Origin of the sequence: Azospirillum sp. RU38E (assembly GCF_900188385.1) — a bacterium.
Lineage (GTDB): Bacteria > Pseudomonadota > Alphaproteobacteria > Azospirillales > Azospirillaceae > Niveispirillum.
The window spans coordinates 211,938-224,302 of record NZ_FZOI01000001.1; the positions used below are offsets into that span (position 1 = coordinate 211,938).

The 12,365-nt window shown below is 66.1% G+C and carries 8 protein-coding genes; 6 read left to right on the top strand and 2 right to left on the bottom strand.

Going from position 1 to position 12,365, the window contains the following annotated elements; translation table 11 throughout:
* The first annotated feature begins 77 nt into the window (after positions 1 to 77).
* The 5 genes from CHB97_RS00950 (at position 78) to CHB97_RS00970 (ending at position 9,055) form a co-directional block, all read left to right on the top strand.
* Complete coding sequence (locus CHB97_RS00950) at positions 78 to 5,051, top strand: alpha-2-macroglobulin (protein WP_089286062.1); 4,974 nt, start codon at positions 78 to 80, stop codon at positions 5,049 to 5,051.
* Positions 5,048 to 7,081, top strand: a complete 2,034-nt coding sequence (gene pbpC / locus CHB97_RS00955) for a penicillin-binding protein 1C (protein ID WP_200819827.1) — start codon at positions 5,048 to 5,050, stop codon at positions 7,079 to 7,081. The genes CHB97_RS00950 and pbpC overlap by 4 nt, the downstream gene beginning before the upstream one ends.
* 94 nt (positions 7,082 to 7,175) lie before the next feature.
* Positions 7,176 to 8,078, top strand: coding sequence for a hypothetical protein (locus CHB97_RS00960; protein WP_089286064.1), 903 nt, complete (start codon positions 7,176 to 7,178; stop codon positions 8,076 to 8,078).
* A gap of 78 nt (positions 8,079 to 8,156) precedes the next feature.
* Positions 8,157 to 8,666: a DUF1993 family protein gene (locus CHB97_RS00965; protein ID WP_089286065.1), complete on the top strand. Its 510-nt coding sequence runs from the start codon at positions 8,157 to 8,159 to the stop codon at positions 8,664 to 8,666.
* Positions 8,667 to 8,725: 59 nt separating this feature from the next.
* A complete protein-coding gene (locus CHB97_RS00970; RefSeq protein ID WP_089286066.1) occupies positions 8,726 to 9,055 on the top strand; it encodes a hypothetical protein in 330 nt (109 codons plus the stop codon).
* Between the two features lie 19 nt (positions 9,056 to 9,074).
* Here CHB97_RS00970 and CHB97_RS00975 read toward each other — a convergent pair whose 3' ends face one another.
* Together CHB97_RS00975 and CHB97_RS00980 are read right to left on the bottom strand one after the other, a co-directional pair.
* On the bottom strand, positions 9,075 to 9,674 hold the full coding sequence (locus CHB97_RS00975; RefSeq protein WP_089286067.1) for a class I SAM-dependent methyltransferase: 600 nt from the start codon (positions 9,672 to 9,674) through the stop codon (positions 9,075 to 9,077).
* A gap of 143 nt (positions 9,675 to 9,817) precedes the next feature.
* Complete coding sequence (locus tag CHB97_RS00980; RefSeq protein WP_089286068.1) at positions 9,818 to 11,725, bottom strand: ABC-F family ATP-binding cassette domain-containing protein; 1,908 nt, start codon at positions 11,723 to 11,725, stop codon at positions 9,818 to 9,820.
* 139 nt (positions 11,726 to 11,864) lie between these two features.
* On the opposite strand from CHB97_RS00980, the gene ndk reads away from it, so the two are divergent.
* On the top strand, positions 11,865 to 12,287 hold the full coding sequence (gene ndk, locus CHB97_RS00985; RefSeq protein WP_089286069.1) for a nucleoside-diphosphate kinase: 423 nt from the start codon (positions 11,865 to 11,867) through the stop codon (positions 12,285 to 12,287).
* The last annotated feature ends 78 nt before the right edge of the window (positions 12,288 to 12,365 follow it).

Here is a 12,365-nt window from a genome sequence, read left to right on the forward strand (position 1 = left end):
GTTGGCACCACTGACCGTTGTGTCGCCACAATGGGATTGGCACTCTGTTGTCACGCTGAAGCGGGGGGTGGGAAAACATGCGGTCTTGGATGCAGATGGCCCTGGCGGCCGTCACCGTCATTCTGTTGGGTGTGGCCGGCTGGGGCGTTGCCCATTGGCTGGGATCGGCAGGGGAACGGGGGGGCGTGGTGGCCACCGGGACCAACCCACCCCCTGCCGCATCGCCCGCTGAACCGGCCAGAACGACAGCGCCCGATTCGCGGCCGCTGACCGTCAGCAGCCAGCCGGTTCCCGATTCCCCCGCCTTCCGTTTCGCCCGCCTGTCCACCGAATCCGCCAATGCGGTGGCAGAGGCGTGTCTGGTGTTCAACCGCCCCCTGAACAGCACCCGTGCCGTCAATTATGCCGATTATGTGCAACTGCCGGAGGGGGTGACGGCCGGTTTCCGGGTCGATGGGCCGAAGCTCTGCCTGTCCGGTCTGGCCTTCGGGGCGGAGCATGAGGTGACGTTGCGCGCCGGCCTGCCGGCGGCTGATGGGGCCAAGCTGGCCGATGATCAGAATGTCACCGTCAGCCTCTCCGACCGGGCGCCGGCGGTGGCGCTGGGCCAGGGCTTCATCCTGCCGCGCGAAACGGGCGACGGCCTGCCCATCACCACCGTCAATGTCGACCGGCTGGAGGTGAAGCTCTACCGTGTCGGCGACCGGATGCTGGCCCGGATGCGGCAGGATTTCGTCGATGAACGCACCTTCTATCCCTATGCCGCGCGGGAGGTGGGGGAGGATACGGGCAAGCTGGTCTGGCAGGGGGAGGTGGCGGTGAAGGGGCCGCGCAATACCGCCGTCACCACCCTGTTCCCGCTGGCCGATGCCATCGGCAAACGCGAACCCGGCGCCTATCTGCTGACCGCGCGCAACCCCGATGCGCCCCGCAATGACGGGGAGGATGAATATTATTACTCTGAAAGCTACCGCCCGCAGGCGGGGCAATGGGTGGTGCAGTCCGATCTGGGGCTGACCAGCTTTCGCGGCGATGATGGCTTGACGCTCTCCGTCCGGTCGCTGGGCAGCGCCAAGCCGCTGGCCGGCGTGCGCCTGTCCCTGATCGCCCGCAATAATGAGGTGCTGGGGGAGGCGCGCACGGACGCCAAGGGGCTGGTGCGCTTTGATGCCGGGCTGCTGCGCGGGGAAGGCGGCATGGCCCCCGTCATGGTCATGGCCTATCAAAATGATGGCGATTTCAATTTCCTGGATTTGCGCCGTCCCGGCTTTGACCTGTCCGATCGCGGCGTAGAGGGCCGCCGCCCCTCTGCCGCTGTCGACGCCTTCCTTTATACCGAACGCGGCATTTATCGCCCTGGCGAGACGGTGCAGCTGACGGCCCTGCTGCGCGACCGGGAGGCGACGGCCCTGCCGGGCCGGCATCTGACCATCCGCATCCGTCGCCCCGACGGTAAGGAACATCAGCGCTTCGATCTGGCCGACAAGGGCGGGGCGGCGGGCAGCCTGTCCGTGGTGCTGCCGGTCAGTGCCAGCCGGGGCCAATGGGAAGCCACCGCCCATGCCGATCCGGAAGGGCCGGCGGTGGGTTCCGTGCGCTTCCAGGTGCAGGATTTCGTGCCCCAACGGCTGGCGCTGGCCATCAATAACAAGCCGGAACGGCTGGCCCTGGGCGGTGAGCTGAGCCTGAATGTCAATGCCCGCTTCCTTTATGGCGCGCCCGGTGCCGATCTGGCCGGTGAAGCGCGCCTGACGCTGGAGCCGGACCCGGCCCCCTTCCCGGCCCATAAGGGCTTCACCTGGGGCATCCAAGCCGACCGGTTTGATGTGGAGCCGGTGGACCTGTCGGTCGATAATACCGACGCCAAGGGCGACACTGTGGTCACGGGGTCGCTGCCCGCCGGCCCGCTGGGCACCCAGCCGCTGCGCGCGGCGATTTCCGTCGCCATCCGGGAGCCGGGGGGCCGCGCCACATCGGAACAGGTTTATGTGCCGGTGCCGGTCACCCCGGTCAGCATCGGCATCCGCCCCCGTTTCCAGGATGCGGTGCCGGAAGGGGCGGAGGCCGGTTTCGATGTGATCGCGGTGGATGAGGCGGGCACAGCGGTGGCCGCCAAGGGCCTGTCCTGGCGGCTGGTCAAGGATAGCTCCACCTGGCAATGGTTCCGCAGCGGCGGCACCTGGAAATATCAGCGCGTGCCACGGGAAAAGGTGATTGCCAGCGGGGCGCTGGATATCGGCACCGACAAGCCGGCCAGTCTGGCCCAAAATGTCAGTTGGGGCAGCTACCGCCTGATCGTCACCGATGCCGCCAGCGGGGCGGCCACCTCTCTCGACTTTTACAGCGGCTGGTATGGCGAAAGCGGGCCGGACCGGCCCGACCGGTTGAAGCTGGCCGCGGACCGCGCCGGGTATAAGCCCGGCGACACGGCCCGGCTGCGCATTGACAGCGAGGCGGCGGGCGAGGCGCTGATCGTCATCGCCAATGAAACCGTGCATGAAACCCGCAGCGTCAGCGTCCCGGCGGGTGGGGCGGATGTGGATATCCCCATCGGGGCGGATTGGGGGCCGGGGGCCTATGCCCTGGTGACGCTCTACCGTCCGTTGACGGCCGATCTGGGCCATGCGCCGGTGCGCGCCGTGGGGGTGGCCTGGCTGGGGCTGGACCCGGCGCGCCGCACCCTGGATGTTTCTATCGGCACGCCGGACAAGATCCTGCCGCGCCAGTCCATCAAGGTGCCGGTGACGGTGAAGGGGGCCGGCAAGTCGGCCTATCTCACCCTGGCGGCGGTGGATCAGGGCATTTTGCAACTGACCCGCTTCCCCACGCCCAAGCCGCAGGATTATTACCTGACCAAGCGCGAGCTGGGCGTGTCCATGCGCGATGATTATGGCCGCCTGATCCGCGCCCAGGGCCAGGGCGATGACCAGGGCGGCGACGGGTTCGGCGGCAAGGGGCTGGATGTGGTGCCCACCCGCACGGTGGCCCTGTTCTCCGGCATCGTGGCGCTGGATGGCGATGGCGAGGCGACCATTTCGCTGGATATCCCCGATTTCCAGGGTGAATTGCGCCTGATGGCCGTGGCCTGGGACACGACAAAGCTGGGCTCGGCCGAAAAGCGGCTGACGGTGCGTGATCCGGTGGTGGCGGAATTGATCCTGCCGCGCTTCCTGTCGCCGGCCGACCAGGGCCGCGCCACCGTGCTGCTGCATAATGTGGAGGGCCAGCCGGGCCCCTATCGCCTGACCATCTCCGCCAAGGATGCCGTTTCCGGCGGGCAGGAGACGCGGGAGATTAATCTGGCTGCCGGTCAGCGGCAGGTCTTCACCGTGCCGCTGACGGGAAGCAGTGCCGGTATCGGTACGGTGACGCTGGCCGTCAGCGGGCCGGGCGGCTTCCAGGTGCAGCGCAGCTGGCCCATCCAGGTGCGTCCGCCGCAATTGCCGGTGACGCGCGAAATGGTGGCCACCCTGGCACCGGGGGAGGTTTCCAACCTGCCGCCGGACCTGTTGGAAGGGTTGATACCCGGAACGGAAAAGGTGGCGCTCTCCATCTCCCGCTGGCAGGGCATGGATGTGCCCGGCATGTTGCGTTGGCTGGACCGGTACCCGTTCGGCTGTCTGGAACAGACGGTCAGCCGCGCCATGCCGTTGCTCTGGTTCAACGATCTGGCCCTGCTGACAGAGGTGAAGCAGGATAAGGCGATTGCCGACCGTATCCAGGATGCCATCGACCGTGTGCTGACCATGCAGGACCCGGAAGGCGGCTTCCGCATGTGGGGACAGTATGGCAATGCGGCCAATCCGTGGCTGTCGGTTTTTGCGCTCGATTTCCTGAACCTGGCCGCTGATCAGGGCTATGTGGTGCCGGGGGATGCCTTGGCGCTGGGCCGGCAATGGCTGACCGGGGCCACCACCCGCTCCTATCCGGCGGAAGTGCAGGCCTATGCCGCCTGGGTACTGGCCCGCAAGGGGCAGGCCAATGCCGGCGACCTGCGTTATTTCCATGACAGCCGGATGCCGGATCAGGCACTGGCCTCGGCCCATCTGGCCGCCGCCCTGGATGCCGTGGGCGAACGCGCCCGCGCCGGACAGGCGTTTGACACCGCCCGCAAGCAGTTGGCGCAATGGGCAGCCCGGGCGGAGGCCGACCAGCAGGCGCAGGAACAGGCCCGCCGTACCGGCAAGAAAGCCAACCTGCCGGCCCGCACCGATGCCTATGGCAGCCGGCTGCGCGATACCTATGCCATCGCCTCCCTGCTGGCGCTGGATGGGCGGGGGGCGGCCGTGCCGGCCCTGCTGAACACGGCCCAATTGTTTGACACGCGGGCGGAGGAGACCAACACCCAGGAAAAGGCCTGGATGCTGCGCGCCGCATCCGCCCTGACCGGCAAGAATGCCAAGCTGGCGGTGACAGTGGATGGCAAACCGGCGGGGGCCGGTGACCCTGTATCCCTGCCGATATCGCAGGACCGGCTGCGCACCGGGCTGGTGCTGGCCAATCAGGGGGAAACCGGGCTCTACCGCACCCTGTCGGTGGAAGGCGTGCCGGTGGAACCGGTGCCGGCCCAGGCCTCGGGCATCAGTGTCAGCAAATCCTTCTTCTCCATGAGCGGGGAGGCGCTGGACCTGTCGCAGGTGAAGCAGAATGACCGCATCATCGTGGTGCTGGAAGGCGATGCCGGAGAGGCAATGGCCAGCGGCGATTATGCCCTGCTGGACCTGCTGCCCGCCGGGCTGGAGGTGGAGGGCGTGATCCGCCCGGAACAGGCCGGCTATGGCTGGCTGGGGCGGATATCCTCCACCAACATCGCTGAAGGCCGCGACGACCGTTTCGTTGCTGCCCTCTCCCTGCCCACCTATGAGGAAAATGAAACGACACCCGGCCCCAACGGCGTGCGGTTGAACGGCAAATGGGGCTTCCGCATTGCCTATGCGGTGCGGGCGGTGACGCCCGGTTCCTTCGCCATGCCGGCAGTAGTGGCCGAACATATGTACCTGCCGAAGATCAAGGCCCGCACGGCGATGGGCCGGCTGGAGATTGCGGAGTGAAGAAAAGTCGGGTGGCGATAGCGTCAGCAGGGGTGCTCGCGCTGGGGCTGCTCGCCACCGATCTGGCCTTGCCGCCCGACCTGTCCCGCTGGGACGGTCGGTCGGTGGAGATACTGGATCATGAAGGCCGGCTGCTGCGCCCCTTCCCCACGGCGGAGGGGGCGTGGCGGCTGACCACCAATCCCGATCAGGTGGACCCGCTTTACCGCGCCATGCTGGTGGCGGTGGAAGATCGCCGCTATGGCTGGCATCCCGGTGTCGACCCGCTGGCCATTCTGCGGGCGGGGGCGCAGGGGGTACGGCATGGGCGGGTGATTTCCGGTGCGTCCACCCTGTCCATGCAGGCGGCCCGCCTGCTGTCCCCCAGCCCGCGCACCATCGGTGCCAAGCTGGCAGAGGCGGGGCGGGCGTTACAGTTGCGCCGGCGGCTGGGTGCCGATGGCGTGCTGTCCCTCTATCTGACCCTCGCCCCCTTCGGTGGCCCGCTGGAGGGGGTGCGGGCGGCCAGCCTTGCCTGGTTCGGGCGGGAGCCGGGGCAATTGACCCCGGCCCAGGCGGCCCTGCTGGTGGCCCTGCCGCAATCGCCCGAACGGCTGCGGCCGGATCGCTTCCCGGCGGCGGCCAAGGCGGCGCGGGCCAAGGTGCTGGACCGCGCTGTGGCTGCAGGCCTGATCGCCGCCGATGTGGCCGACGCCGCCAAGGCCGAACCGCTGCCTATAACCATGCTGCCGCTGCCGATGCTGGCCCCGCATCTGGCGGAAAAGCTGGCGGCGGATCAGCCGGGCGGTGCCCGCATCCGCAGCACCCTGCACAGCGACCTGCAGCGCGCCCTGGAAGGGGTGGGGCGGGCGGAACTGGCGCGGCTGGAGAAGGGCGGCGACATGGCCGTGCTGGTGCTGGATAACAGGGATGCCAGCGTATTGGCCCAGATCGGCAGCGCTGACTGGAAACAGCGCCAGTTGGATCTGTCGCGCGCCGTCCGCTCCCCCGGATCGGCGCTGAAACCGTTTATCTATGCGGTGGCCTTTGATGATCTGTCGCTGCATCCCGGCACGCTGATTGATGATGCGCCACAGCGTTTTGGCGACTGGCTGCCCAATAATTTCGATGATGGCTTCCATGGGGTGGTGACGGCGCGGGAGGCGTTGCAGCGTTCGCTGAACATCCCCGCTGTGCGGGTGCTGGAACGGGTGGGGCCGGGGCGGCTGGCGGCATTGCTGCGCCTTTCTGGGGCCGATCTGGCCTTGCCGCCCGCCGCCGAACCCGGCCTGCCGCTGGCACTGGGCGGGGTCGGGATCAGGCTGGGCGATCTGGCCATGCTCTATGCCGCCTTGGCGGATGATGGCTTGGCCCGGCCGTTGCGCCTGCGCGCCGATCAGCCGGCCCCCGCACCTGTCGGGCGGCTGGTGGGGGCCGATGCGGCCCGCGCTGTGCTGGCCGTGCTGCGCGACAGCCCGATGCCGGACGGGCTGGCCGGCGGGGCCGGCATCGCCCGGCGGCGGGTGGCGTTCAAGACCGGCACGTCCTTTGGCTTCCGCGATGCCTGGACGGTGGGTGTGTCCAATGATTACACGGTGGCCGTCTGGGTAGGCCGGGCCGATGGCGCACCCCGGCCCGGTGCGGCGGGGCGGCAGGCCGCCGCCCCCATCATGTTCCGCGTCTTCGATCTGTTGCCGCCGGATGGGGCAGGAAAGCCATTGCCCAACCCCGACCATGCCCTGTTCCGCAACCCGCCACCGTCAGCCCTGACCCGCCTGGATAGCGGCGGGATGGCGGCCAATACCCGCACCGAACCGCTGCGTATCCTGTTCCCGCCCGATGGCGCGGAGGTGGAAGCGCTGGCGGAAGGGGTGTCGCTTTCCGCATCCGGTGGTCGCCCGCCTTACCGCTGGGTGGCCGATAATGTGCCGCTGCCCGATGACAGCCGGTTCTGGCAGCCGCCGGGTGCCGGCTTTTCCCGCCTGACGGTGATGGATGCCACCGGGCAGCGCGCCAGCGCCGCCATTCGGGTGCATTTGCCGGGTGAATAATGGCCTGTTCCCCTTTGATCCCGCCTTGCCTGTTGCGCTGAAACATGGGAACTCCCTGGCGCCACCGTTGAATTAGAGCGGCGGGACAGGGGGGATGATGGATCGTGACAAGGTCATATTGCCGCAGCAGCCGATTTCGGCCTCTCCGGAGCAGGTAGCCCTGACACGGCAGCATCTGCTGCCGGCGCAGGATGCAATCTATGACTATCTGCTGGGGCTGCGGGCGGAGCTCGATCCGGTGTTGTCCCAGCGCTTTCCCATGCGTTTCGGCAAGCCCTATCCCCTGGGCTGCTGCCTGGAAATCAGCAATAGGGTGGTGGGGGAGCTGAACAAGCGAATCCATAACCCGACCCATGCCGGTCTCGCGGCTATCCGCGCCTTTGTGACGGCGGGGGGCAAGGTGCGCAGCATCTGGGGGGTGCTGCGCGAGTCTTATTTTCAGAACGCCATGCAGTTCGGCGACCTCTATATCGATGTCTCCAACGATACCGTGACCCCGACCAAGCCGAAGGTTGAGATATTGCCGATGGCCCAATCCGGGTTGGTGGCGATCCGCGATATCGACCATTTCATTCGCACGGCGGACAATTATTGGCAGATGAAAATTTACGCCAACCATGCGCTGCCGGGGTTGGCCCCTTTCATGCCGATGATCGGCATTTACAAAACCGGTGAGCCCTGTCTGCAATCAGCCTCGGATTACATGATCGCCTTGATGCTGCTGGATCGTTTTCAGATGGCGGAACACTGGCTGCGCAATGGCCCGCCCGCGCCGGCCCCGGTCGTCGATGCGTTTCGGGATGCAGCCGCCGCTCATTTACGCCCCTTGCCGGGCCAGGATGACCGGCAGGCCGCGATCCGCGCCTGTCAGTCGCTGCGCGCCATGCCCCGTGCTGATCTGTGGCGTCAACGCGATGATCGCGTCCGCGATTATCTGCGGCTGGTGGATGAACTGGCCAAGCGGGGCATTGTTTCCGCGCCACCACCGGGGGAGTGATGGCGGCCACTTTACAACCCACCGGCAATGGGCATCATCCGGGCGTCATATCTTCATCCTGTTGAGGAAACGCCCCAAATGAGCCTCTCCTTCTACGATGCCTCTGTGCCTGCCCTGCGCCGGGGCCTGCTGGTGCTGGATAATCTGCTGGCCAAGGCGGAGGCCCATGTGGCCGAAACCGGCATCGACCCGGCCACCCTGCTGAATGCCCGCATTGCCCCGGATATGCACCCGCTCACCCGGCAGGTGCAGATGGTCAGCGACAATGCCAAGGGGGCGGTCGCCCGGCTGGCCGGCATTGTCCCGCCCGCCATGGCGGATGAGGAGCAGAGCCTGGGAGAGCTGCGCCAGCGTATTGCCCGCACCATAGCCTTTCTGGACACGGTGCAGCCGGCGGATATTTCCGATGATGCCGGGCGGACCATTGTGCTGAAGCTGCCCAGCGGGGAGGTGCCGTTCACCGCCCAGACCTATCTGCTGGGCTTCGCCCTGCCCAATTTCTATTTCCACCTGACCACCGCCTATGATCTGCTGCGTCAGCAGGGGCTGGCGATCGGCAAGCGTGATTTCATCGGCCAATTGGGCTGAGGGGAAAATAGTCAGCGAGGGGCGGCATACGCGCCGCCCCTCGCTGATGGGGCAAACGGATGGATATGGCCGATTTCTTCACCGCGATGACGCTGGTTTTCGCAGCATTGAAATTGCTGCCGCTGCCCTTGTTGCTGAAGGCGGCCAAACAGCCTGACATGCTGGCCCGTGCCCCCTGGCACAGCGCCCTTTACTTCACATCCAAACTGTCGGGCGTTCTGGCTGTGGCCTTCGCGCTTGCTGCCGCCGCCAGTGCGCAGAGGGCGGGGGAGGTGGCGGGCCTGTCGCTGCTGCTGGTGCTGGGCACCGCGCTGACGGGGTGGAGCATCTGGGCGCGGTTGCTGGGTCGCCCCTTCGGGTTGGCGGCATTGCGGCACCGCCAGCGCTGACGGCCCCCGTCCGTTTTTATCAATCCCGCCAATAGCCCCAGACGCTGGCCGGTGGCACATTGGCGATGGTGAAGCCCACCCGTTCACCCTGGATGCCCAGTTCCTTGCGCTTCAGGGGGGAGCGTGCGGAATAAGTATAGGCGTAGAAACGCCGACCCTTGGGCATGATGGCGAAAATCTCCTCCACGATGGCGCGTTGGCCTTCGGTGGGGATCAGGATCATCGGGATGCCGCAGATAACGCTGCCCACCTTGCCCACCAGATGCGGCGGCAGCATCTTGCGCACATCCACCACATCGCCTTCCAGGATGTTCACCGCCGGGAAATGCCGGCGCAGATAAGGCGCCAGTTCCGGGTCGCGTTCCACCGTATAAAGCCGGTTGGCCGGCACACCATGTTCCAGCAGGGCGCGGGTGATCGCACCCGTACCGCCACCGAACTCCACCACCACCTCATCCGGACCAAAAACAGCTTCGCTGGCAATCAGCCGGGAGAGCTGCGGCGAGGATGGCGTGATGGAGGCCATTTGCAGCGGCCGCGCCATCCAGCGCTTGAAAAACAGCCAGGCGGCGTTCGGCTCCTTGGGCAGGGCGGCTGCCTCGGCGCGGTCTAGCGGCATTTCGGGTCTGAACCCTCGTGGTTGAACCGTTTGGACAGCACACATGGCATGTGCCCTGCCGCAATGCAATGACAAGGCTGTGCGTTATCTTTAAGGCAGAACACCGTCTGGCAGTGGCCGGGCAGAGCTTTACCCTTTTTGTCTCAACCCCCCAGCCCTTCGGCCATTGCCTTTTCCATCTGTTCGGACAGGTCCAGCCATTCCATTTCCGCCTCTTCCAGCTCGGCGGTCACGCCCCCCAGCTCAATCTGGATCTTCGTCACCTTGTCCGATGGCCCATCATACAGCTTCGGGTCGGCCAGCTTGGCTTCCAGTTCCGTCTTGCGCTTGGTCAGCTTGGCCATGCGCTTGTCGACATCCTCGATCTTGCGGCGCAAGGGGGCCAGTTGCTGGCGCAGCTCGGCAGCAGCCCGGCGTTCATCCTTGCGGTCGCGCGCCGGGGCGGTTGCGGCACTGCCGCTGCTTTTCTCCGCTGCCCTTTCGGCGCGGCTTTTGTCCAGCAGCAGGCGCTTGTAATCCTCCAGGTCGCCTTCGAACGGCTGGCAGGTGCCGTCATTGACCAGCCACAGCCGATCCGCCGTCAGTTCCACCAGATGCGGATCGTGGCTGATGACGATGACAGCGCCCTCATACTCATTCAGCGCCTCCACCAGCGCCTCGCGGCTGTCGATATCCAGATGGTTGGTCGGTTCGTCCAGCATCAGGATATGCGGCGCGTCGCGCGTCATCATGGCCAGCAGCAGCTTGGCCTTTTCCCCGCCCGACAGGCCGGAGATTTTGGTGTCCGCCTTGGGCTGGGTGAAGCCGAACCGGCCCAGATGCGAGCGTGCCTGGCCTTCCAGCGTGCCGGGCGGCATCACCGCCTGCATCTGCTGCAGGGCTGTCCAGCCCATGTTCAATTCATCCGACTGGTGCTGGGCGAAATAGCCGACGCGCAGCTTGCCCGACCGGAACACCTCGCCGGACAGCGGCGCCATGCGCCCGGACAACAGCTTCACCAGGGTGGATTTGCCATTGCCATTGGCACCCAGCAGGGCGATGCGGTCATCCCCGTCAATGCGCAGGTTCAGCCGTTTCAGGATCGCCTTGTCGCCATAGCCGGCCACCGCATTATCCAGCCGGATCAGCGGCGGGGCCAGTTCCTCGGGCGAGGGGAAATTGAAATTGACCGGCGTGTCGTCGATCACCTGAATGCGCGGCCCCAGCCGTTCGATGGCCTTCAGCTTGCTTTGCGCCTGGGTGGCCTTGCTGGCCTTGGCGCGGAACCGGTCCACGAAGGATTGCAGGTGTGCGCGCTGGGCATCCTGCTTGGCGGCCATGGCCTTGGCATGTTCCATCCGCATGGAGCGGACCTGCACGAACGTGTCGTAATTGCCGCCGTACGAGGTCAGCTTCAGCTGATCCAGATGCACGATACTGGTCGGCACCTTGTTCAGCAGGCCGCGATCATGGCTGACGATCAGCATCGTGTGCGGATAATTCTTAAGGTACTCCTCCAGCCACAGGGTCGCTTCCAGGTCCAGATGGTTGGTCGGTTCGTCCAGCAGCAGCAGGTCAGGCTCGGTGAACAGCACGCCGGCCAGCGCCACGCGCATCCGCCAGCCACCGGAGAAATCCGAACAGGGGCGCTGCTGCGCCTCGGCATTGAAGCCCAGACCGGACAGGATGCGGGCGGCGCGCGATTCTGCCGAATGCGCGCCGATATCCGCCAGCCGCGCATGAATCTCACCGATCCGTTCCGGGTCGGTGGCGGTTTCGGCCTCCGCCAGCAGGGCGGTGCGTTCGGTATCGGCGGCCAGCACCGCCTCGATCAGCGTGGTCGATCCCGCCGGTGCCTCCTGCCGCACCCAGCCCATCTTCAGGCCCGATGGCAGGAAGATGGAGCCGGAATCGGCGTGGATTTCGCCGGCGATCAGGCGCAACAGGGTGGATTTGCCCGTGCCGTTGCGGCCCACCAGGGCCACGCGGTGGCCGGCGGGGATGGTGACGCTGGCGCCTTCCAGCAAAAGCCGGCCGGCGATACGGTAGGTGAGGTCGGTGATCTGCAGCATGATGGGGTGGGCTTTACCACAGGTGCTGTCTGTGCAGAAGCGGCACGCATATAAGCTTTCACAGATTGGACGTTGTGGACGGACCTATACATCGGTATAAGGCCGCGCAAGTTTAACCGCTTAGGCCCAGGAGATTCCCATGGCTGTCGAACGGACGCTGTCGATCATTAAGCCCGACGCGACCCGCCGCAACCTCACCGGCAAGATCAATGCCCGCTTCGAGGAAAACGGTCTGCGTATCGTTGCGCAGAAGCGCGTTCAGCTGTCGAAGGCGCAGGCCGAGCAGTTCTACGACGTTCACCGCGAACGCCCCTTCTTCGGCGAGCTGGTGTCCTTCATGATCTCCGGCCCGGTGGTGGTGCAGGTTCTGGAAGGCGAAGACGCCGTTGCCAAGAACCGTGAGATCATGGGCGCCACGAACCCGGCCAACGCCGCCCCCGGCACCATCCGCAAGGATTTCGCCGAGAGCATCGAGGCCAATTCCGTTCACGGCTCCGACAGCCTGGACAACGCCAAGATCGAAATCGCCTATTTCTTCGCTGGTACGGAGATCGTCGGCTGATTTTAGCCTGACGACAAGGTGCGTTTTGGTGAAAAGCCCGCCGGGGAGTATCTCCCCGGCGGGCTTTTTGCTTTTGGA

Excerpts from the sequence above, each read along its gene's own strand:
- CHB97_RS00975 (WP_089286067.1), bottom strand. The coding sequence starts at position 9,674 with ATGCCGCTAGACCGCGCCGAGGCAGCCGCCCTGCCCAAGGAGCCGAAC.
- CHB97_RS00965 (WP_089286065.1), top strand. The coding sequence starts at position 8,157 with ATGAGCCTCTCCTTCTACGATGCCTCTGTGCCTGCCCTGCGCCGGGGC.
- CHB97_RS00960 (WP_089286064.1), top strand. The coding sequence starts at position 7,176 with ATGATGGATCGTGACAAGGTCATATTGCCGCAGCAGCCGATTTCGGCC.
- CHB97_RS00970 (WP_089286066.1), top strand. The coding sequence starts at position 8,726 with ATGGATATGGCCGATTTCTTCACCGCGATGACGCTGGTTTTCGCAGCA.
- CHB97_RS00950 (WP_089286062.1), top strand. The coding sequence starts at position 78 with ATGCGGTCTTGGATGCAGATGGCCCTGGCGGCCGTCACCGTCATTCTG.
- CHB97_RS00980 (WP_089286068.1), bottom strand. The coding sequence starts at position 11,725 with ATGCTGCAGATCACCGACCTCACCTACCGTATCGCCGGCCGGCTTTTG.
- ndk (WP_089286069.1), top strand. The coding sequence starts at position 11,865 with ATGGCTGTCGAACGGACGCTGTCGATCATTAAGCCCGACGCGACCCGC.